The organism is Paraburkholderia sp. Cy-641 (assembly GCF_011752945.1).
In the GTDB taxonomy this organism is placed as follows: domain Bacteria; phylum Pseudomonadota; class Gammaproteobacteria; order Burkholderiales; family Burkholderiaceae; genus Paraburkholderia.
Map to the genome: position 1 here is coordinate 91561 of NZ_VWWM01000006.1, position 22369 is coordinate 113929.

At 65.1% G+C, this 22369-nt stretch carries 19 protein-coding genes; 7 read left to right on the plus strand and 12 right to left on the minus strand.

The features are described from left to right. Positions 1 to 111 precede the first annotated feature (111 nt). From F3J20_RS05100 to F3J20_RS05110, 3 genes are read right to left on the minus strand one after another with little or no spacing between them, the layout of a single operon-like run. On the minus strand, positions 112 to 1617 hold the full coding sequence (locus tag F3J20_RS05100; RefSeq protein ID WP_167042285.1) for a YfcC family protein: 1506 nt from the start codon (positions 1615 to 1617) through the stop codon (positions 112 to 114). Between the two features lie 13 nt (positions 1618 to 1630). After that, the gene (locus F3J20_RS05105) at positions 1631 to 2401 is read right to left on the minus strand and encodes an IclR family transcriptional regulator (RefSeq protein ID WP_167282286.1); all 771 of its coding nucleotides are present in this window, start codon (positions 2399 to 2401) and stop codon (positions 1631 to 1633) included. Positions 2402 to 2418: 17 nt separating this feature from the next. Further along, positions 2419 to 3315 carry an N-formylglutamate amidohydrolase gene (locus F3J20_RS05110; RefSeq protein WP_167042289.1) on the minus strand — a complete coding sequence of 299 codons (897 nt, stop codon included), beginning with the start codon at positions 3313 to 3315 and terminating at the stop codon, positions 2419 to 2421. A gap of 401 nt (positions 3316 to 3716) precedes the next feature. On the opposite strand from F3J20_RS05110, the gene F3J20_RS05115 reads away from it, so the two are divergent. Next, positions 3717 to 4823 (plus strand): porin, encoded by a 1107-nt coding sequence (locus F3J20_RS05115; protein WP_167042291.1) that lies wholly within the window; start codon positions 3717 to 3719, stop codon positions 4821 to 4823. A gap of 16 nt (positions 4824 to 4839) precedes the next feature. Here F3J20_RS05115 and F3J20_RS05120 read toward each other — a convergent pair whose 3' ends face one another. Further along, entirely contained in the window at positions 4840 to 5811 is a 972-nt protein-coding gene (locus F3J20_RS05120; protein WP_167042293.1) for an ion channel, read from the minus strand. Between the two features lie 144 nt (positions 5812 to 5955). Between F3J20_RS05120 and F3J20_RS05125 the strand changes: the two genes are divergently transcribed. Beyond that, positions 5956 to 6417 (plus strand): DUF3828 domain-containing protein, encoded by a 462-nt coding sequence (locus F3J20_RS05125; RefSeq protein ID WP_167042295.1) that lies wholly within the window; start codon positions 5956 to 5958, stop codon positions 6415 to 6417. 110 nt (positions 6418 to 6527) lie between these two features. Here F3J20_RS05125 and F3J20_RS05130 read toward each other — a convergent pair whose 3' ends face one another. From F3J20_RS05130 to F3J20_RS05155, 6 genes are all read right to left on the minus strand, one after another. After that, entirely contained in the window at positions 6528 to 6773 is a 246-nt protein-coding gene (locus F3J20_RS05130; protein ID WP_167042297.1) for a hypothetical protein, read from the minus strand. Between the two features lie 82 nt (positions 6774 to 6855). After that, the gene (locus tag F3J20_RS05135) at positions 6856 to 7086 is read right to left on the minus strand and encodes a hypothetical protein (protein ID WP_167042299.1); all 231 of its coding nucleotides are present in this window, start codon (positions 7084 to 7086) and stop codon (positions 6856 to 6858) included. 190 nt (positions 7087 to 7276) lie between these two features. Beyond that, the gene (locus F3J20_RS05140; protein WP_167042301.1) at positions 7277 to 8185 is read right to left on the minus strand and encodes a carbohydrate kinase; all 909 of its coding nucleotides are present in this window, start codon (positions 8183 to 8185) and stop codon (positions 7277 to 7279) included. Next, positions 8182 to 9483, minus strand: a complete 1302-nt coding sequence (locus F3J20_RS05145) for an AGE family epimerase/isomerase (protein ID WP_167042303.1) — start codon at positions 9481 to 9483, stop codon at positions 8182 to 8184. The genes F3J20_RS05140 and F3J20_RS05145 overlap by 4 nt, the downstream gene beginning before the upstream one ends. Beyond that, positions 9480 to 10466: a LacI family DNA-binding transcriptional regulator gene (locus F3J20_RS05150; protein WP_167042305.1), complete on the minus strand. Its 987-nt coding sequence runs from the start codon at positions 10464 to 10466 to the stop codon at positions 9480 to 9482. The genes F3J20_RS05145 and F3J20_RS05150 overlap by 4 nt, the downstream gene beginning before the upstream one ends. A gap of 338 nt (positions 10467 to 10804) precedes the next feature. Then, a complete protein-coding gene (locus F3J20_RS05155; RefSeq protein WP_167042307.1) occupies positions 10805 to 11830 on the minus strand; it encodes a bile acid:sodium symporter family protein in 1026 nt (341 codons plus the stop codon). 570 nt (positions 11831 to 12400) lie between these two features. On the opposite strand from F3J20_RS05155, the gene F3J20_RS05160 reads away from it, so the two are divergent. The 4 genes from F3J20_RS05160 (at position 12401) to F3J20_RS05175 (ending at position 19563) form a co-directional block, all read left to right on the plus strand. Beyond that, positions 12401 to 12949, plus strand: coding sequence for a hypothetical protein (locus F3J20_RS05160; protein ID WP_167282351.1), 549 nt, complete (start codon positions 12401 to 12403; stop codon positions 12947 to 12949). A 565-nt stretch (positions 12950 to 13514) separates the two neighbouring features. Then, positions 13515 to 14600: a porin gene (locus tag F3J20_RS05165; protein WP_167042309.1), complete on the plus strand. Its 1086-nt coding sequence runs from the start codon at positions 13515 to 13517 to the stop codon at positions 14598 to 14600. Between the two features lie 149 nt (positions 14601 to 14749). Then, positions 14750 to 15682: a LysR family transcriptional regulator gene (locus F3J20_RS05170; RefSeq protein WP_167042311.1), complete on the plus strand. Its 933-nt coding sequence runs from the start codon at positions 14750 to 14752 to the stop codon at positions 15680 to 15682. A gap of 203 nt (positions 15683 to 15885) precedes the next feature. Beyond that, entirely contained in the window at positions 15886 to 19563 is a 3678-nt protein-coding gene (locus F3J20_RS05175; protein WP_167282288.1) for a methylmalonyl-CoA mutase family protein, read from the plus strand. Positions 19564 to 19677: 114 nt separating this feature from the next. On the opposite strand, the gene F3J20_RS05180 is transcribed toward F3J20_RS05175, so the two are convergent. Next, complete coding sequence (locus F3J20_RS05180) at positions 19678 to 20637, minus strand: nitronate monooxygenase family protein (protein WP_167042315.1); 960 nt, start codon at positions 20635 to 20637, stop codon at positions 19678 to 19680. A gap of 312 nt (positions 20638 to 20949) precedes the next feature. Here F3J20_RS05180 and F3J20_RS05185 point away from each other — a divergent pair, with 312 nt between their 5' ends. Continuing rightward, entirely contained in the window at positions 20950 to 21840 is an 891-nt protein-coding gene (locus tag F3J20_RS05185) for an alpha/beta hydrolase (protein ID WP_167282290.1), read from the plus strand. Positions 21841 to 21871: 31 nt separating this feature from the next. On the opposite strand, the gene F3J20_RS05190 is transcribed toward F3J20_RS05185, so the two are convergent. After that, positions 21872 to 22342, minus strand: a complete 471-nt coding sequence (locus F3J20_RS05190; protein ID WP_167282292.1) for an Lrp/AsnC family transcriptional regulator — start codon at positions 22340 to 22342, stop codon at positions 21872 to 21874. Positions 22343 to 22369 lie beyond the last annotated feature (27 nt).

Genomic DNA, 22369 nt, shown 5'->3' on the forward strand with positions numbered 1-22369 from the left:
ATCGCGCGCCCGTGAACGGGCGCGAGGAGTCGCGCGTTTTGACGGGCTTTTGAGCTGGATTTGCCACGCGGCGGCGCGCTTCGGGTATGCCCTGGGGCGTTCACCGCGTGTTCAGTACCCGGTCCACACCGCGAGCGCCAGTGCGCCGCCCGAGAGCAGAAGCAGCATCACGAAGAGCGGCAGGATAAAGCGCAGCCACTGGCCGAAGCCGACCCGCGCGGTGGCGAGATAGGCGAGCAGCATCCCCGAGGTCGGCGTCACCATGTTCGTCAAGCCGCCCCCCAGCACGAATGCGAGCACCGAGGTCTGTCCGCTGACGCCGGAGAGTTGCGCGATCGGTCCGATGATCGGCATGCTGACCGCGGCCTTGCCGGACACCGACGGAATGAACACGTCGAGCACCATCTGCACCGCCATTAGTCCGTTGGCGACCCAGACCGGCGACTGGCCATTCGCAAGGCGCGTGAAGCGCTCGATCAGCGTATCGAGCACGAGGCTGTTCTGCAGGATCAGTTCGACCGAGGCGGCGAGCCCGATCAGCAGACCCGCCAGCATCATGCCCTTCATGCCGTCGACGAACGCATCGGCCGCGCCGCGCGAGTCGAGCCGGCCGACCGCCGCCGTCACGATGCTGATGAAGATGTAGAACGCCGATAGCTCCACATTGCCCCAATGCAGCTCGCGCGTGCCGATCACCAGCATGGCGGCGGCGATCGCCAGCACGGCGAGGGTCGCCTTGTGGCGGCGCGACAGCGCGGCCCGCGGATGTTCGCCGATGCTCGCGCGCGCGGCCGCGAGCCGGTAGCCGCTGCGCCGCACGTGGATCAGCAGATACAGGATGCCGAGCGTCAGGAACACGACGAACACGCCGATACGCATGGCAATGCCGCTGAAGAGCGGCACGCCGACGATCGGCTGCGCGACCGCGAGCGACAATGGGTTGGTCACCGACGCGATATAGCCAATCTTCGCCGCAATCGCGACGAGGCCGACCGCGAACAGGTTCGACAGGCCGAGCCGCCGCGACAGCACCAGCACCATCGGAATGATCACGAGGTATTCGGAGATGAAGCCGAGCAGCGTGCTGCCGAGACCGATCAGCAGCATCAGCAGCGGTGCGAGCACATAGACGTTGCCGGCGGTGAGTTGCAACAGCCTGTCGATACCCGCGTCTACCACGCCTGTCTTGCGCATCACGCCGAACATGCCGCCCACGAACATCACCATGAAGATCAGCGGCGCATTCTTGATGAGGCCGTTGGGCACCGCGACGAACGCGGAGACGAGGCTCGCCGGCGCGGCCTGTTCGGGCGTGCTTTTGCTGACGCGCGGTGCGGCCAGCGTGGCGAGACTTCGGCTCTTCGGTACGACCTGGTACGTGCCCGGCACCACCAGCTTGTCGCGCCGCTCGAAGTGGCCGGCATCGATCAGATAGGTGAGCGCCACCGCGGCGAGCAGCACCCAGATCATCATCACGACAGGGTGCAGCATCTTGCCGTGCGGTTTGTTGCCGCTGCCGCCGTGGTTGTCCTCGTCGCGGACGGCGTCGCCGGCATGGCTGCGCGGCGCAAGAGGATCGTCGGCGACGGGCGCCGCGGAGGGACCAAGTGGAGTCATGGGCGGCTTCCTGTCATGCCGGTTGCGGCGTGAGCTGCGGCGCGGCGTAGCCTAGCTCGGCGGAAATCGTGCGGCTGCATGCCTGCAGACGTTCGAGGTAATCGGGAATCTCGATCCGGCTGATGCGCATTTCCGGCCCCGAAATGCTGACCGCCGCAATCGTGTCGCCGCTCACGTCGTGCACCGGCACCGAGATCGCGACCGCGCCGGCCGTGACCTCGCCTACGCTGACCGCATAGCCTTTGCGCGCGATCGCATCGAGTTCGTCGACGAGCTTCATCAAGTCCGGGGGCTGCGGCAATTTCTTCAGGCGTGCCAGATATTCGGTCCTGACGGCGGCGGGCGCGAACGCGAGCAGGATTCGGCCGGACGCGCCGCTATTGAGCGGCCGGCGATTGCCGACCGCACCGACGGTGCGCATTTCGTGCGTGGTCTCGCAACGGGCGACGCACACGGTTTCCAGCCCTTCGCGAACGCGCAGCACGACGGTTTCGTTGATCGCCTGGTTCAGCGAGAGCATGTGCTTTTGCGCGGAGCGCACCAGCGTGTTCTGCTGGGCCGCGGCGACGCCGATCACGAAGGCCTGCGGGCCGAGCGAGTAGGTCGACGCGCGGGTGTCCAGCACGACGAAGCGATGCAGTTCGAGCGTGCATAGCATCCGGTACGCGCGCGACTTGTTGATGCCGAGTCGGTTCGCGAGTTCGGTGACGCCCAGGCCAGGATGCTCGGCGACATGGCTGAGCAGCTTGAGCGCGCTGTCGACGGAATCGACGATGTAGTTCACGGTTGCTCCTTCACGATTCACGGCGCCGCGCGCAAGGCGGCGAGTTGCGCGTGCACGTAAGCGGCGAGCGCGGCGGCAAACGCGTCGAGATCGCGCTTGAGCGCGGCGAAGCCCGTGTGTTTGACGAACGCGGCTTCGTCCATGTAGAGCGCGCGATTCAGTTCGATCTGGATGCTATGGCGGTGCCGCTCCGGATCGCTGACGGCGGTCAGCAGGTCGCCGCCCTGATACGGCTCGTTTATCTGCACGCGATAGCCGGCGCCGCTGAACCAGTCGGCCACCCATTGCGTGAAGGCCGGCGCGGCGGTGGCGCCGCGCCGGTCGCTGATGACGAAGTCGGGCCGCGCCGCGCCCGCGTCGACGTTCATCTCGTTGCCACGCGATTTCATCGAATGGCAATCGACGTGCCACAGCGCGCCGTGTTCCGCGTACGCGCGTTCCGCCGCGGCGGCGAGCGCCGCGCGGTAGGGGCGGTAGTACGCGTCGATCCGGTGCCGCACCTCGGCGACGGACAGCTTGCGGTCGTACATCGGCTGGTTCGGCAAGGCATCGCGCCGGATCAGCCCCATGCCGCGCAGCGTGTACTTCTCGGGCGACAGCGGTTCGGGCCACGGCTCGGCGAGCAGTTGCGCGTCGATATCGGCGAGCGCGCGATTCGGGTCGATATAGGCGCGCGGAAAATGCGCACCGATCAGCACGCCGCCGTGTTCAGGCACGCCCGCCCACAGTTCGTCGACGAATGCGTCCCACGACGTGCGGATCGCGGACACCGGCGCGCAGGTGCCGAAGTCGGCCGGCAGCGCAATGCCGCTGTGGGGCGAATCGAAAACGATCGGCAGCCGGGCACCCGCAGGTTCGGCGACGAAGAACGGCGCGCTTGAAGAGGCCGCCGAAGTGTTGTTATTGGGCGTCAAACAGAACTCCTTTTGCGATGGCCGGCGTCCCTCCGAAGGGGGACGTCGCCCGATAAACGCTTCGCGTGTTTTATTTAATAAAACAGCATATCAATATTTAACGACAGACATTATTGCAGGTCAAGTCGTTCGTCCAAAGCCTTGCCATTCGGGTGTTCAATTCGATAGACCTTGATAGGCAAGGATTTGCGCCGTATCGGCTGATAAAACTTCCTGTGTCGCATATTGTCGTCAATGCGTGAAAACCAGAGTTTTATCCCTGCCTTGACCTACCGTTTTTGCATTTCAAATAATTAATAACACATTGTTTTATTCAATAAAACATGTGGGTGGCGTAGGCACAAACGGTATCCGCGGCTTCGGCATCCAGATCCGAACACTCAAGACAGGGGAAAACACAGATGAACAGCAAAGGTTTGGCGATGGCGCTGGCGGGCGCCGGAATGGGCGTTGCACTGTGCGGCAACGCGGTCGCGCAATCGAGCGTGACGTTGTACGGCATCGTCGATTCCGGCATCACGTACACGAGCAACCAGAAGGGCAGTTCGACTTGGCAGGCGACGGGCGGCAACGAGCAGGGCACGCGCTGGGGCATGACGGGCTCGGAAGACCTCGGCGGCGGAACCACGGCGATCTTCAAGCTGGAGAACGGCTTCAACATCGAGACCGGCACCGCGAGCGCGAACGGCCGCCTGTTCGGCCGCCAGGCGTGGGTCGGCATGTCGAACCCGCGCTGGGGCACCTTTACGATGGGCCGCCAGTACAACGCCGCGCAGGATTCGCTCGCGCCGTTGCAGATCGGCGCAAGCACGTCATTGACGCAGTTCGCGCTGCATCCCTTCGATACCGACGACCTGAACAACACGTTCCGCACCGACAACTCGGTGAAATACGTGACGCCGAGTTTCTCCGGTTTGCAGGGCAATGCGATGTACGGCTTTTCCAATTCGACGAACTTCGCGGCGAACCGCAGCTGGAGCGTCGGCGGCACCTATGCGCAGGGACCGGTGCATCTCGGCGTGGCCTACGTGGTGCTCGACAATCCGGCGCTCGACACCACCGGTGCGATTCCTTCGGATAACTACTATACGTTCCTGAAGGGCATTACGAAGCAGCAGATATGGGGCGCGGCCGGTACTTACGAATTCGGCGACGCCACGTTCGGCTTGCTGTACACGACCTCACTGTTCAATTTACAGACAGGGTCGTCGCAGCGCTTCAACAACTACGAAGGCAGCTTCCGCTACCGTTTCATGCCCGCGTTGCTGTTCGCGATCGGCGAGACCTACACGCAGGTTCTGACGACGCAGAGTACCGAGCCGAGCATGCATTACCTGCAAACCAGCGCGGGCGTGCAGTATTTCCTGTCGAAGCGCACCGATCTTTATCTGAATGCGATCTATCAGCGCTCGTCGGCGAATACGGTGGCGGCTATCGAGGGGGTGAGCAATCCGTCGAGTTCGAGAACGCAGGTGGTGGGCGTGGTGGGCATACGCCACAAGTTCTGATGGCGCGGCGCGCCGCTTAGGGCGTTTGCCGCGCGGCGGGGTCCATTTGCAACGGCGCCGCCTCGAGCGGCGCGATCTCGTCGAAATGCGAATAGTCGATGTGGCTCATGCCGTCGCGCTCGCTCATGATGTCGACGAAACGGTGCTGCCAGAAGATCTGCTCGCAGGTCCACATATGGCGCGCCTGCATCGTTTGCGACGTCGATTCGTCGATGCCTTCGAGCGTGAGCAGCAGCGACATGTCGCTGCCCTTGAGCGTTTCGGCGTTTTCGCCGAACAGCGGACTGCTTTCGTCGATGACGTGCATCAGCATCCAGCCGAGCTTGAACACCGGATGCTGGTCGCGCACGAGCGCGAGGTCGTAGAGCTTGTACAGCGAGAAGCCTTCGACGGACGTCTCCTGACGCAGGATGCGTAGCCGTGCGCGCGCTTCGGCAATCACGTTCTGGCGTGCGTTGGCCGCGCGCACCATCAGCGTCATGCGGCCGTCGATCGGCCGGACCACCGCGTAGCGCGCGAACATGATCTTCGCGTGCGGCCGCGAGAAGCGCGCGAAGATGAGCCCCGTCGCCAACGCGATGCTCGACATGCCGACGAAGATTTCGAGCGTCGCGACCCAGTGCGCGTAGACGGTTTGCGGATGCATGTCGCCGTAGCCGACCGTCGCGAGCGTTTCGACGCTGAAGAAGAACGCGCCGCCGAAGCCCTTCGGAAACTGATTCGCGATCGGCGCGTTGCCGAACATGTAGAGCGCGGCGAACGTCGTGTTGAGCAGCAGGAACAGCACCGCGAGCGCCACGAAAAACACCGGCCAGCGCACCCCGAGCGCGCGATGGTAGAGGTCCTGCCAGAGCGGCGTCGGCATGCCGTGCGCGATCACCACGCGATCGTCGAGACGCATTTCGCGGCTGCCGCGCGCGCGACGCTTCGGCGCGTCTGCGTCGGCGTCGCCGAGGGGCGCAAAACGGTCTGACGGTTCGCTTGCCATCACCTGCTCGTGAGGATGAAAACGGGCACAGCGTAGCATGGCGCGTGGCTCGCGCAGAGGGGGGCAAACCGGGTTAGGATGAAATTTTGACCGTGGGATGAGAGCGCGGATTGCGCGCGCCGTTACGACTGGGATTTTGAGTACATGAAAAAATATCTGACGATTTTTATCGCCACTCTGTTACTGGCCTTTAATAACATTTCATACGCGGGAAGCACGACCCATGACGGGCAGATCACTCCCGAGACACAAGTCAAAGATTTCTATACATGGTTTATTCCACACCTTGCCGCTGATCGCGATTATCCGGTCATGAACGCAGAGATAAACCGGCACGTTGCCAAAGCAACCGTTGATTTTTTACGAAAGCAATACAAGGCCAATAACCTGGCCGAAGACGCGGAATACTTCACGAAAGCACAAGACTTCGACGAGAAGGATTGGGCCGCACATATCGCCGTGCATCCCGCCGTCATGCTTGACAAGGTGGCGCTCGTACCCGTTACGTTCGGCTCGAAAGACAAGCAGACCAATATCGTATTTTTGCGTCAGGAAAACGGCACCTGGAAAATCACGAAGGTCGTGGATACCCTCGATTACCGGTAATCGCCGACGTGTTGCCGTGCTTCGCAGCGTACGGCGCTCAATCGCGCCGCGCCGCACCGCGTTGCGAAGCAGCGAATCTCACCGCGCCCAAACAGGCGCATCCCGACCCCTCACGGAAACACGCGCGGCTTCGGAATTCCCGCGCCATGTTCGATATCGTTCACAGCTTGCCGATGCGCGTTTTCCACCGCTTCGGCCTGATCGGCATAGCCCGCGTCGCCGCCGACGGTGGTCCACGTCTTGACGGCTTTTTCGCGATGGCGGATTTCGTACTCTGCATCCCAGCGCGCGCCGTCGAGTTCGAGCGGGCGGACGTGTATCGAATACACGCCGTAGAGAAAAAGCTGCTCAGCCATGATCGCCTCCAGCCGGCCGATTCCGGCAGCGGCGCGCGCGATGCGCGGGTGGGCGAACGCGGCGCGCTGCCTGAAGTTCGGCCTACAGTTCGATTTCCCCGAGGATACGATGAGCGAGCGCCTTGGCTTCTTCGAGCGCCTCTTCCGGTGTCGACGAAGTGGATTCGACTTCGTAGAGCGTGGTTTCCTGATCGGCGGCGGGCTCGCCTTCGTCGCGCGCCAGTGTGACGAGACCCTGCCAGGCGTCCTGTGCGATTTCTCTTATCGACGCCGTGGCCGTGTAGATCCCTTTGGTGTAGGTGACGTCTTCCATGGCCTCGCTCCTTTTTGCAAAGGTCTCGATGTTTTCATCGTAGCACGGCAATGGCGGTTCGGCTCCGGGCCCGAGCGTGCCCAAGAGAGCGCTCGGGGCGGCGCTTCGCGTGCAGGATGTTCCCGACACCGACGACACTACGCGCACCCCAAGGCAGGAAAGTTACAGCGACGCCATCACGGCGAGGTCATCACAGCAACGCCACGACCTCGTCGAGCGTCGGCGCATGCGCGCCCGCATGTCCGCAGGCCGCCGCGCCCGCCGCGAGCGCGAACGCGAGATGCTCGGGCCACGCGCGTTGCGGCGCGCTCATCAGGCTGAACAGCAGCCCGCCGATCGACGCATCGCCCGCGCCGACCGTATCGACCACGGCGACGCGCGGCGGCTTCGCCTCGATCACCGCGGCGCCGTCGAGCAGCAGCGCCGCGTCGGGGCCGCGCGTGACGAGCACCGTGGCGGCCGGATTCAGCGCGCGCAATTGCGCGAGCGCGGCGGCTTCGTCGTGGGTCTTGAAGATCATGCGCAGGTCTTCGTCCGATACCTTGATGAGGTCCGCGAGCGCGGCCATCCGGCGCAATGTCGGCTCGTAGCCGTGTTCCATCAGATTGCGATAGTTCGGATCGAAGCTGATCTTCACGCCGCGCGCACGCAACTCGGCCGCGAGCTTCGCCAGCGTGTCGCCGAGCGGCTGACGCACGAGGCTGATGCAGCCGAAGTGCGCCCACTTCACCTCGCTCATCCAGCCGGCCGGCAGCTGTGCCGGATCGAACGCGAGATCGGCGCCGTTCTCGCCCATGAAGAAGTACGCGGGCGGATGCGTCTGATGCACGATCGCGAGCAACGGCGGGCGCTCGACGCGCTGCAGGAAGCGCATGTCGAGGCCGGCGGCGACGCTCGCGTCCCACAGTTCGTCGGAGAAATTATCGACGCCGAGCGAGCCCGCGCTCGCGCTCGGCAAGCCGAGCCGCGCGACGCAGCGCGCGACGTTCCAGCCCGCGCCGCCTGGACGCGAGAGCCACTGCGAGGCGCCGGTGCGCACGAGGTCGGTGAGGATGTCGCCGGCGGAGACAAAAACGGGGAAGCCTGTGGTTGCGCTCATTGTGTTTTCTCCGCGGAAGCCGCTGCGGCGGGGGCGGTGGATTCAGCCGCCGCGTTTTCGCCGAGCGCATGCGCGAGCACCTCGTAGCACGCGCCCATCGTGTGATAGTCGGTCTTGCCGGCCGGGCTCTTTTCGTCGCTGTACTTGCGGTTGTCGCAGGTGAGGATGCGATACCACGCACCGTACTGGTGATCGACGAAATGCGTCCAGCTATAGCGCCAGATTTCGTCGTACCAGTCCCAGAAGCGCTCGTTGCCGGTGCGCTTGCCGAGCAGCGCGGCGGTCGCGAACGTTTCGGCCTGTACCCAGAAGTACTTGTCGTGATCGCAGACCGTGCCGTCGGGGCCGAAGCCGTAATAGAGGCCGCCGTGGTCTTCGTCCCAGGCGTGCGTCATGGCGGCGTCGAACAGTTCGATTGCGCGCGGCAGCAGCCACGGCAGCGGGCGGAAGCGTTCGAGAATCAGCAGCAGCTTCGCCCATTCGGTCTGATGGCCGGGCTGGAAGCCCCACGGGCGGAAAATGTTCGAGCTGTCTTCCTCGTTGTAATGCCAGTCGACCGACCAGTCCGCGTGAAAGTGTTCCCACACGAGCCCTTGCGACAGCTTCGCCTGGCGCAGCGTGATGTTCGACGCGACGCGCTCGGCGCGATCGAGGTAGACCAGATGACCGGTCGCCTCGTAGGCGGCGAGCAGCGCCTCGGTCGTGTGCATGTTGGCGTTCTGCCCGCGATACGAGCTGACCTGCCATTCGGCCGAGGCGTCGTCGGCGTAGAGGCCGGCGGCGGCATCCCAGAAGCGGTGCTCCATCAGCTCGAAGGTCGCGCCGATCATCGGCTTCGCTTCCTCGATGCCGGCCATCGCCGCATGCGAGTACGCGAGCAGCACGAACGCGAGGCCGTAGCAGTGGCGCGTCGCGTCGAGCGTGCGCTTGCTGCCGTCGCGCCATTCGAGCTCCCAGTCGTAGCCCTCGTGCTGCGCGTCCCAGTGCGCGTCGCGCAGAAAGCGCAGACCGTGGCGCGCATAGTCGAGGTGCTTGGGGTCGCCGAACTGGCGATACGCCATCGCGTAGTTGAACACGTAGCGGCAACTGCTGACGAGGTGGCGCGTGGTGTGGTCGTAGATCGAGCCGTCGTCGCGGAAGAAATGATAGAAGCCGCCGCTCGGGTCGAGCACGTTCGGCGCGTAAAAGCGCAGCGTGTCCTCGATGTGCGCGAGCAGGAACGCGCGGTGGCGGAAGCTGGCGACGGGCGGCGCCTTGGCGGCGTCGGCGGCGGGGTGAAGCGGATCGGTTTGCGTCATGGCGTTTTCACCAAAGTACTGGCACGGGCAACGAGTTGAACGGGCAAGCGGACCTCGAGCTCGGCGGGCGAGTCTTCGAGCAGCAGTTCGACGCCGCGCCGGCCGAGCGCTTCCTTGTCGACCGCGATCGTCGACAGCGGCGGGGTGGCGTGGGCGGCGGCGGGAATATCGTCGAAGCCGATGATCGCGATGTCGTCGGGCACGCTGAGGCCGCGCGCGAGGCACACGCGCAGCGCGGCGAGCGCGGCGGCGTCGTTATAGGCGAACACGGCGTCGGGGCGCGGGCCCGGCGCGTCGAGCAGGCGCTGCATCGCGCGCGCGGCGCCGGTGTCGGGGTCGAGCCCGGCGTCGATGTTCACTTCGAGCGACGGGTCGAACAGCAGTCCCGCTTCGAAGAACGCACGCCGGTAGCCGAGCGCACGCTCGGCGATGCTGAAATGCGCGAGCGAGCCGCCGATGAACGCGATGCGCTTGCGCTGCTGCCCGAACAGATGGCGCATCGCGAGCGCGGCCCCGGCGGCGTTGTCGAGATTGACCGAGCGCAGGCCCGGCGACCACAGATCGATCAGCACGAGCGGGCGCTGCATCGCGACCAGTGCGGCGAGCGTTTCGGGCTCGACGAAGCCGGCGATCGCCACGGCGTCGGGCGCGTGCAGGCGCAACGGGTGAATCACGTCCTCGGTCGGGCCGGCGGTTAGCACGGACGGCACGATGCCGCGCTCGCGGCAGGCATCTTCGACACCGTGCAGCACGTGCGAGAAGAACGGGCTGGCGGCGAAATTGTTGTGCTGACGATGCAGCAGGAAGGTCAGGCGGCGGATGCGCGGACGCAGTTGCGCCGGATCGTAGCCGAGCTGCCGCGCCGCTTCGACGACGCGCTCGCGGGTGGCCTCGGAGAGACCGGGCTGGTTTTTCAGCGCACGCGAGACGGTGCCGATCGAAACGCTGGCCGCGCGGGCGACGTCGCGGATGGTTGTAGCCATCGAATGAAGCAGCCGCGCCGACGCGGCTCATGGGTTGGGTTCGGGCGATTGTATAGTAAAACGTACGCGAAACACCCCGAAAACGCGTGGTTAATCACCCGTAAATACCCGTATTTTATGGAGTTAAAGTGAATTTTTATGTTTAGTAAAATTCACTAAACATGGTGTGGGCAAGGCTCCAGGAATTTTCCTATGCCATCAGGCCGAGGCGACAGCGCGAGCGTTTGGGCGTGAAATAACGACACAGCCAACGAAAAAAAGCCGCACAAGGCGGCTTTTTCAAACGACGACGCTCAGGGAGGGCGCTTATGAATGTCCTGTTTGCATTGCGCGTGTTCTCAACGGCGCGCGACGGCCGCGGCGGGCTGCTGCGCGGCGGCCGCAGTTTCGCCGCTGAGGTCGCGGGCGCCCCAGCGCTGCGCGAGCGCGGCGCACACCATCAACTGGATCTGGTGGAACAGCATCAGCGGCAGCACCACGGCGCCCACCGCATGCGAGGCGAAGATGACCTTGGCCATCGGCACGCCGGCGGCAAGGCTCTTCTTCGAACCGCAGAAGATGATCGTGATCTGGTCGGCACGACTAAAGCCGAGCCGCTTGCTGGTCAACATCGTCACGGCCAGTGCGAGCGCCAGCAGAACGGCGCTCACCACCACGAGGCCGCCGAGCGCGGAGAGCGGAATCTGATGCCACAGGCCTTCGTTGACAGCCTCGCTGAACGCGCCGTACACGACGAGCAGGATCGAGCCCTGGTCGACGAACTTCAGCACGCTGCGATTGCGCTCGATCCACTTGCCGATCAGCGGGCGCAGCAGCTGGCCGGCAATGAACGGCACCAGCAGTTGCAGCACGATGTTGCCGATCGTATGCCACGGCGAGCCGCCGCCGCTCGCCGCCTGATTGGTGATGACGACGCTGACGAGCGCTGGGGTGATGAAGATGCCGAGCAGGCTCGAGGCCGACGCGCTGCACACCGCGGCCGGTACGTTGCCCTTGGCAATGGACGTGAACGCAATCGACGACTGGACCGTCGATGGCAGCGTGCAGAGGAAGAGGACCCCCGCATAGAGAGCCGGCGTGACAAGCGGCGAAAGGAGCGGCTTAAGCGCGAGGCCGAGCAGCGGAAAGAGCGCGAACGTGCTCAGCAGCACTACCGCATGAAGGCGCCAGTGCGTCGCGCCCGCGATGATCGCTTCGCGTGAGAGCTTGGCGCCGTGCAGGAAGAACAGCAGACCGACGGCGATGTTGGTCACCCAGTTGAACCCCACGGCGGCTTGCCCGTGCACGGGCAGAAGGCTGGCGAGGATCACGGTGCCCACGAGGCACAGGGTGAAGTTGTCGGGAAGTAGTTTGGGGCGAGCCATGTCGGAATCTCGATTCAATGACGCGAAAGAGTGCGGGACGCGCCCGGGAGCGCCGTTTCCCGCAATGGGAAGCGGCTATTGTTGTTGAAATTCGATTCAAAAAGCAAATTCATTTGCCGAATCGATTAATGATTGCTGTGCATCAACGGGCCAGCCGCGAGCGGCATGGCCCGTGCTGGCCGCTGTAAGGTTTCAGTACGGGTAACGCGCTTCGCCGAGGCCTCGCCGGTTTAACGATCGGACACGTAATCGGCCAGGCAAGCCGATGCCGCGGCGGCTGCGCGAGGTTCGCGCGGAATCGCGCAAACGCCCGCCAGGAAGCCCTTCCAGAGCCGTCGCGCAAGGGCTTTGTCGCAGAAAAACGTCGCAGTAACAAGGTGTTACATCAACCGATGAGACCTAACACTTTTTGGCTCGACACCCTTTGCCGACGCCCATAAATTACGGTTCAAAGGCCGTAGGGATACCCGCGCCGCGCGATGAACGCGGCGCTTTTCGCCAGTCCCGCAATCGTCCACCGCAGCTCGAACGGTGGATGTCAGGCAAGTCTTCGGGCGCGAGAGTCACAAGGTGGACGGGTTGTCGAGAACGAGGCGCTGGGCGTGGGGCGTGGTCATTGCCGCGCTGTGTTCGTTCGCCTATGCAAAAGGACCTGGCATGCCGCACGGCGGCGGTGCCGGTTTTGCGCATGGCGGCGCCAACAGCGCCATGGGCATGCAGATGCACAGCGGCCACTATGCCGGTGCCGTCGGCCTCTCCAGCGCACGGCCTTTCCGCAATGCGATGAGCGCGCGCGATCCGCGCATGCCGCGTGGCGCGAACTTCGCGGACGCCAATTATGGCGACGGCTTCGGCGGCTATAAGCCGGGCATGCGCCGCGTCACAGGACCATCGTCCGGGTACGCCGACGGGCGCGGGCATATGCAATACGCCGGCGCCATCACGCCGGTCAGCGCCGACGCGCGGCCGGTGCCGCGTCCGCCGCCCAGCGTGCCGATGCGCAACGGCTCGATTCGGGCCGACGTTGCCCGCTACAACGAAGAGCGCGGCGCCGCGCGCGCGATGCAGCGCCCGTCCGACGATCCGCGTCAGCCGGAAGGCTCGCCTTATCGCAACTAACCGGTCTGGTTAGCGGCGCTCATCGGGCAGCGCCTGCTGCCGTCGCTCCAATCTTCCAGTCCTCCGCTGCTCCGTTTCCCCTTGGCGCTCGCGGCGATTCCGCCGCATCACCGCCGCCGTTTTACGTCCACCGCTTCACGTTCTCCCCTCCCATCCCCCGCGTCATCCCCAATCTGACGTTTCGACGCCACACTTTTCTGAAAACGCCAGGCTGCGACGTACCCGCCACTGCCAAATCAGGGCATTCTCGCGGCGGCGCGTCATTTCGCTGTCATACGGAGCGTCACTACCCCTTCGGCGCGCCGTCCGCCGCGCCCCATGCGGCACTCGCGCCATCTTCGGCGGGCCGGCGAGGCCCCCGGCAAGCCGCCGTATCAGGCCGATCAACGACCAAACTAAGCAGACCGATATACCGGCAATAAGCAGCACTATTTTTGTTCATAAAAATGGTCCGTAAAGATGGTCCAGCCCCGATTGGCTCGACGGTCGAACGGATAACAACAATGGTTCGCGCGAGCGCCCCCTTTCGCACAGCCACACCCTTTTGACAAAGATTGGAGATTCCATGAAAACAAGCCTCAGCAGCGCGCTGAAGACCACTCTCAAGGCCAGCGTCTGCGCTGCCTTGCTGGCGAGCGCATCGTCCGCTTTCGCGCAATCGAGCGTGCAGCTCTACGGCCAGGTCGACGAATGGGTCGGCTCGCAGAAATTCCCGGACGGCAAGGCGGCGGCGGTGGTGTCGGGCGGCGGCATGTCCACCTCGTACTGGGGCTTCAAGGGGACCGAGGATCTGGGCAACGGCTACAAGGCGATCTTCACGATCGAAGGCTTCTTCCGCGCGCAGACCGGCGAGTACGGCCGCTTCACCGGCGACACGACGTTCTCGCGCAACGCCTACGTCGGCATCGAATCGCCGTACGGCACGGTCACGGCCGGCCGTCTCACGACGCCGCTGTTCGTCTCGACGATCCTGTTCAATCCGTTCATCGATTCGTACGTGTTCTCGCCGATGGTCTATCACACCTATCTCGGCCTCGGTACGTTCCCGAGCTACACGACCGATCAGGGCGTAACCGGCGACTCGGGCTGGAACAACGCGGTGTCGTATGCGACGCCGAACTTCAACGGACTCTCGGCGACGGCGATGTACGCGCTCGGCAACACGACGCAGAACGGCGCGAAGAAGTGGAGCGGCCAGGTGCTGTACTTCCACGGCCCGTTCGCGGCGACCGCGGTGTACCAGTACGTGAACTTCAACAACGTGCCGGGCGACCTCGGCAGCTTCGAGACCTCGGGCGTGCCCGGCTTGCGCAGCCAGAGCGTCGCGCAGGCGGGCGTCTCGTACGACCTGAAGTTCGTCAAGCTGTACGGCCAGTACATGTACACGTACAACAACCAGCAGGTCACGAGCTGGCACGTCAACACGGGACAGGGCGGCGTGACGGTGCCGTTCGGCCCGGGCTCGGTGATGGCGTCGTACGCGTATTCGCGTAACGGCGGCGGCTCGAACCAGACGCGCCAGACGGCGGCGGTCGGCTACGACTACCCGCTGTCCAAGCGCACGGACATCTATGCCGCGTACCTGTATGACCACATCACCGGTCAGTCGAGCGGCAACACGTACGGCGCGGGGCTGCGCACGAAGTTCTGAGTAGCACCCAAGTCTCGCCACAAAGCCCGCGTTCCGGCCGGAACGCGGGCTTTGTCGTTTTCGGGCATCGTCGAGACGAGCCTTTGCTGCCGTTCTTTTGATAAACCCGGCAAAATGGCGTCGATTGATTCCTGAAGCGAGCGATTGAGATGGATACCCTCGTCAGCATGAAAGTGTTTCGCCACGTGGTCGAGGCCGGCAGTTTTGTCGGCGCGGCGGAGCGCATGGAGATGTCGGCGGCGATGGCGAGCAAGCACGTGATGCATCTCGAGCAGCAGCTCGGCGCGCGGCTCCTGAACCGCACCACGCGCCGCGTCGCGCCGACCGAGGCGGGCCGCGAATACTACGAGCGTCTGAGCCAGGCGCTCACCGAGCTCGACGAAGCCGGCCAGGCGGTTGGCGCGGCGAGCGTCGTGCCGCAGGGGCGGCTGCGCGTATCGTCGTTGTCGGCATTCGGCCTGAGTCATGTGATGGCCGCGGTCGCGGACTACGCCGCGCAGTATCCGCAGGTCACCGTCGATATGACGCTGTCCGACCGCGTCGTCGAGCTGATCGACGAGGGCTTCGACGTCGCGATCCGCGCCTCGCCGGGCGGGCTGAAGTCGTCGTCGCTGATCGCGCGGCAGATCGCGACCGCGCATCTCGTGCTGTGCGCCTCGCCGGCCTATCTGCGCAAGCATGGCGCGCCGAAGAGCGTCGCCGATCTGGCGCGCCACAACTATCTGCAGTACTCGGGCGTGTCGGCGCTCGAAGTCGTGACCGGAGAGGCGTCCTCGCGCGCGCGTCTGTCGGGCAATCTGGTCGTCAACCAGCTCGAAGCGCAGCGCGTGGTCGTGCTGCACGGCGCGGGCATCGCGATGCTCGGCACCGAGGTGATCGGCGGCGATCTCGCCGAAGGGCGCCTCGTGCCGCTGCTCGTCGACGAAGTGCCGCCGCGCGAGTTGCCGATTCACGTCGTTTATACGAGCCGGCGGCATCTGTCGGCGAAGGTGCGTTCGTTCGTCGATTTTCTCGTCGCGCGCTTCGGGAGCGAGTCGCTGTGGCCGTCGCTCGAACAGATCAAGGCGCTGGCGGTGCGGTAGCGAGTCGAAAAACGCTTCGCGGGCGCGCGCCGAATACGTCGCTCCGCGTGCTCAAAAAAGCGTGCTCAAAAGCGCAGTCGGACAACGACGCCGAACCGTCCGCCCAAGCCCCCGGACCGCTCGCCGGGCCTGCGCTCCTGCCGCCTTACCCCGTTTGGCTATACTGGTTGCCAGCACCCGTCAGCTCATGATCCGGGGGAGACATGACCGATCTGTCCACGCCGCGGCGCGCCGGCAGCCACGCGTTGCCCGCCGGCCGGCGGCTGCGCTTCGTTACCGCCGCCGCGCTGTTCGACGGCCACGATGCGTCGATCAACATCATGCGACGCATCCTGCAGGCGAGCGGCGTCGAGGTGATTCACCTCGGCCACAACCGCTCCGTCGATGAAGTCGCGACCGCCGCGCTCAACGAGGACGCCGACGGCGTCGCCGTGTCGAGCTACCAGGGCGGCCACAACGAATACTTCCGCTATCTCGTCGAGCTGTTGCGCGCGCGCGGCGGCGAGCGTATCAAGGTGTTCGGCGGCGGTGGCGGAGTGATCGTCCCCGAGGAAATCGCCGCGCTCGAACGCGACGGCGTCGAGAAAATCTACTCGCCGCACGACGGCCAGCGGCTCGGTCTGCAAGGCATGATCGACGACATGATCGCGCGCTGTGTCGAAGGCGCGCGCGCGGCCGGTGCGGCACGGCCGGCGCCGGTGGACGAATGGCTCGCCGGGCTTGCCGCGCAGCCGTTGCCGCGCTTCGGCGGTTCTGGTTCGCTGGAGACGGCGCATATCGATGAGCGGCGAGCCGAGGCGAGCGAGGCCGCCCCGGCAATTCGCGAGGCAGACGACGTGCAAGGTGGGCAAGGTGCCGGAGCGAGCCGGCCGTGCGAAGCGGCGCGCGCGAGCACGCGCTGCGCCGACTCCACCGACTCCACCACTCCCGTCTTCCGCCGCCTCGCCCAACTGATCAGCGCGTTCGAATCCGCCAGCGCCGACGCTCCCGCGCGAGACCAACTGCGATCGCTGGCCGATGCGGCCTACGTGCCCGTGCTCGGCATCACCGGCACGGGCGGCGCGGGCAAATCGTCGCTGACCGACGAGCTGATCCGCCGCTTCCGGCTCGACTACGGCGACGCGCTGACCATCGCCGTGCTCGCGATCGACCCGTCGCGCCGCAAATCGGGCGGTGCCTTGCTCGGCGACCGCATCCGCATGAACGCGATCGGCGATTGGGGCGGCGGCGCGCGCGTCTATATGCGCTCGATGGCGACGCGCGAGGCGTCGAGCGAGCTTTCCGATGCGCTGCCCGCCGCGCTGATGCTGTGTAAGGCGGCGCGCTTCGATCTGATCGTCGTCGAGACGTCCGGGATCGGTCAGGGCGATGCGGCGATCGTGCCGTTCGTCGACGAGTCGCTGTACGTGATGACGCCCGAGTTCGGCGCGGCGAGCCAGCTCGAAAAGATCGACATGCTCGACTTCGCGAGCTTCGTCGCGATCAACAAGTTCGACCGCAAGGGTGCGCAGGACGCGCTGCGCGACGTCGCGAAACAGGTGCAGCGCAACCGCGCCGACTTCGCGACGCCGCCGGGCGCGATGCCGGTGTTCGGCACGATCGCGTCGCGTTTCAATGACGACGGCGTGACCGCGCTGTACCGGCATATCGCCGAGGCGCTGCGCCGTCATGGTTTGCGCGAGGGCGGCGGACGGCTCGGCGCGCCCGACGGTGCGCGCTGTTCGAGCAACCTGCATGCGATCGTGCCGTCTGCGCGAGTGCGTTATCTGGCCGATATCGCCGGGACGCTGCGCGCTTACCGCGAGCGTGCCGACGCGCAGGCGCGTATCGCACGCGAACGCTGGCAACTGGTCGAGACGCGCCGGATGCTTGGCGAAGCAGGAGTGGCAGCACAGGCGTGGGCGAGCACGGCGATGGTGGCGACGGGGACCGCCAGTTCAGGCGTGGATATGAACGCCAATGCGCGGAGCGATGCAAACGCGGTGCAGGCTGCCGACAACGAATCGTCCGATACGCGAGCGCACGCAAGCTCGAACGCAAGCCTCGATGCGACCCAATCCAACCCGTTGCTCTCCTCCCTCGATGCCCTGATCGACCAACGCAGTGTCGCGCTCGGCAAACGCGAGCGCCAACTGCTCGACACCTGGCCGCAAATCGTCGCCGCCTATTCCGGCGACGAACACGTCGTGCGCATTCGCGAGCGCGAAATCCGCACCGCACTCACGGTGACGACGCTCTCGGGCTTGCCAGTCCGCAAAGTCTCGCTGCCGAAATTCGCCGATCACGGCGAGATTCTGCGCTGGCTGCTGCTCGACAATCTGCCTGGCTATTTCCCGTTCACGGCCGGCGTGTTTCCGTTTCGCCGCGAGAACGAAGACCCGACCCGCATGTTCGCGGGCGAGGGCGATCCGCAGCGCACGAACCGCCGCTTCAAGCTGCTCTCCGAAGGGATGCCGGCCAAACGGCTATCGACCGCGTTCGACTCCGTGACGCTCTACGGCGAGGAGCCGCACGAGCGCCCCGATATCTACGGCAAGGTCGGCAATTCGGGCGTATCGGTCGCGACGTTCGACGACATGAAGACGCTCTACGACGGCTTCGATCTGTGCTCGCCGGAAACCTCGGTCTCGATGACGATCAACGGCCCCGCGCCGACGATCCTCGCGATGTTCTTCAATGTTGCGATCGACCAGCAGATTGCACGCAAGGAAGCGGAGCAAGGCCGCCCGCTCAGCGAAAGCGAACTCGCGGCAACGCGCCGCGTTGCGCTCGAAAACGTGCGCGGCACCGTGCAGGCCGACATCCTCAAGGAAGACCAGGGGCAGAACACCTGCATCTTCTCGACCGAGTTCAGCCTGAAAGTGATGGGCGACATCCAGGCGTATTTCGTCGAGCACGGCGTGCGCAATTTCTATTCGGTGTCGATCTCCGGCTACCACATCGCCGAGGCCGGTGCGAACCCGATCTCGCAGCTCGCCTATACGCTCGCGAACGGCTTCACGTACGTCGAGGCGTATCTCGCGCGCGGCATGTCGATCGACGACTTCGCGCCGAATCTGTCGTTCTTCTTCTCGAACGGCATGGACCCGGAGTACACGGTGCTTGGCCGCGTCGCGCGACGCATCTGGGCGGTAGCGATGCGCGAGCGCTACGGCGCGAACGAGCGCAGCCAGAAGCTCAAGTATCACGTGCAGACCTCGGGCCGCAGCCTGCACGCGCAGGAGGTCGACTTCAACGACATCCGCACGACGCTGCAGGCGCTGATCGCGATCTACGACAACTGCAACTCGCTGCATACGAATGCGTTCGACGAAGCAATCACGACGCCGACCGAGGATTCGGTGCGCCGCGCGGTCGCGATCCAGCTCATCATCAATCGCGAATGGGGGCTCGCGAAGAACCAGAATCCGCACCAGGGCAGCTTCGTGATCGACGAGCTGACCGACCTCGTCGAGGCAGCGGTGCTGGCCGAGTTCGAGCGGCTGACCGAGCGCGGCGGCGTGCTCGGTGCGATGGAAACCGGCTATCAGCGTGGACGCATCCAGGACGAGTCGATGCTGTACGAGCATCGCAAGCATGACGGCTCGTATCCGATCGTCGGCGTGAACACGTTTCTGAGCGCGCATCCGCATGAAGCGCCGCGGCCGATCGTGCTGGCGCGTTCCACCGATGCGGAAAAGCAGAGTCAGTTGCAGCGGCTGCGCGCGTTCCAGGCGCGCCATCGCGACACCGCGCCTGAAGCGCTCGAACGCCTGAAGCGCGCGGTGATCGACGACGGCAACGTGTTCGCGGTGCTGATGGAGGTGGTGCGCGTGTGTTCGCTCGGGCAGATCACGCGCGCGCTGTTCGAGGTGGGCGGGCAGTATCGGCGCAACATGTAGGCGCGCGGCTCGAAGCGGCGGGCTTGCCGCTTCGCTTCGAGTGTTGCGCGAGCTTCGATACCGGCATGAGGCGCGTGGCGCGCAGTAACGGATGCGGGTGAGCGGCGGGCGCGCTCAGCGAACGATACCGAGCCGCGCCTTCGCGTCGTCGTATTCCTGCTTCAGGCGCTGCACGAGTTCGCCGACGTTCGGCACGTCGTCCATCAGGCCGACGCCCTGGCCCGCGCCCCAGATGTCCTTCCATGCCTTTGCCTTGTCGCTGCCGAAGTTCATCTTGGTCTTGTCCGATTCGGGCAGCGCGTCCGGGTCGAGTCCCGCGTTCAGAATGCTCTCGCGGATGTAGTTGCCGTGCACGCCGGTAAAGAGGTTCGTGTAGATGATGTCCGAAGCGCTGGCGTTGACGATAGCCTGCTTGTAGCTGTCGACCGCGTGCGCTTCCTGGGTCGCGATGAAGCGCGTGCCCATGTATGCAAGGTCTGCGCCCATCGCCTGGGCGGCGAGAATCGAGCCGCCGTTCGCGATCGAACCCGACAGCACGATCGGGCCGTCGAAAATGCGCCGCACTTCGCCGACCAGCGCGAACGGCGAGGTCGTGCCCGCATGGCCACCCGCGCCCGAGGCAACCAGAATCAAACCGTCGACGCCGGCTTCGAGCGCCTTCTGCGCATGCCGCAGGTTGATCACGTCGTGCAGCACGATGCCGCCATAGCTGTGCACCGCGTCGACGATCTCGCGCGCCGGCGCGCGCAGGCTCGTGATGAAGATCGGCACCTTGTGCTCGACGCACACGCGCACGTCGTGTTCGAGCCGCGTATTGGACTGATGGACGATCTGATTGACGGCGATCGGCCCGATGATCGCCGCGGGGTTGGCCGCCTTGTGTTCGGCGAGCTGCGCCTGGATTTGCGTGAGCCATTCGTCGAGCAGTTCGGCCGGGCGCGCGTTGAGGGCCGGGAACGAGCCGACGATGCCAGCCTTGCACTGGGCCAGCACCAGTTCGGGATAGCTGACGATGAACATCGGCGAGGCGACGACGGGCAGCGCGAGATTTTGCAGAACGGCGGGCAATGCCATGATGGGAGTCTCCTGTGTCTTCGATGAGTGTAGCGGCACCCGGCCTGCGCCGCGTCGATGCCCAGGCGGTATCTCTGCTTGCCGCGGCGTCGACCGCCTTCGAGGCTGAACCACGGTGCGGTCGCCCAAAGCCACCCAAAAATTTAAGAACGATCGTGCGATTATAGGTGAAGCCCATGGCCCCGGCGCGGCCCGCGCGTGCGGAACAGTTCGAAGGAGTGTTCAGGTTCTATGTTTGCGTGGGTTAACCCACCTCGCGCGGACATGACGGGCTTCTACAATGCTGACACCCTCAAACGACCAAGAGACGCCATGGCCTTCGAGAATTTCACGCCCTTTCGCGTCGCCGTGGGCGATGTCGATATTTTCGGAGTGAAGGGCGGCGCGGGACCGCCTCTGCTGCTGCTGCACGGCCATCCGCAGTCGCATCTGATCTGGGAGCGCTGTGCCGCGCCGCTCGCGCAACATTTCACCGTGATCGCCACCGACCTGCGTGGCTATGGCGCATCGGGCAAACCGCCGAGCGATGCCGCGCACACGCCGTACTCGAAACGCACGATGGCCGCCGACCAGGTCGCGGTGATGCGCCACTTCGGCTTCGAGCGCTTTCTCGTCTGCGCGCACGATCGCGGCGCGCGCGTCGCGCATCGCATGGCGCTCGATCACGCGGACGCGGTCGAGCGTCTGATGCTGCTCGACATCGCGCCGACGCTCGCGATGTACGAAGCCACCGACCGCACGTTCGCGACGCACTATTTCCACTGGTTCTTCCTGATCCAGCCCGAGCCGCTGCCCGAAACGCTGATCGGCGCGAATCCGGCCGCCTATGTCGATGCGGTGATGGGCGGCCGTCACGCGGGCTTCGCGCCGTTCGCGCCCGCCGCGCTCGACGCCTATCGCGCCGCGCTCGCGCAACCGGGCGCGGTGCATGCGATGTGCGAGGACTATCGCGCGTCGGCCAGCATCGACCTCGAACACGATCGTGCCGACATCGAGCGCGGCAACAAGATCGGCTGTCCGCTGCGCGTGCTGTGGGGCGACAAGGGCGTGATCGAGAAATGTTTCGACGCGCTCGCTGAATGGCGGCACGTCGCGCGCGACGTGAGCGGCCGCGCGCTGGCCTGCGGGCACTATCTGCCCGAGGAAGCGCCGGGCGAACTGGTCGCCGAGATGCTGTCGTTCTTCGAGGCGGTCGAGCAGTAGCGCGCTTCGTTCGGGCTTGGGCCCACTCCCCTCAATCGAGCGGCGGCAGGCGTCGCGCGACCGGCGTCGATTTGACGATCGCCGTGCTCGTCTCCGCGCGCTCGGTGACCTTCGCGAGAATCTCGTCGAGCTGTTCGATCGAATGCAGATAAAGGCGGCAGATGAAGCAATCGTCGCCGGTCACCTTGTCGCATTCGACGAATTCCGGAATGCGCCGGATCACGTCTTCCACCAGATGCAGCTGACCGGGCAGAGGCTTCACGCGCACGATCGCCTGCAGCGTGTAGCCGAGCGCGCGCGGATCGATCTGCACCGTGAAGCGCCCGATCACGCCCTGCGCTTCGAGCCGCCGCACGCGTTCGGCCGTGCTGGGCGCCGATAGGCCGACCTGGCGCGCGAGTTCGCTGACCGGCTGGCGCGCGTCCTGCGCGAGCGCGGCCAGCAGCAGGCGGTCGGTTGCGTCGAGCGCGACCGGGGCCGCCGAAGCAAGGCGTTTGCTCATGATGACCTTCGTTTAAGCGGTGAAATC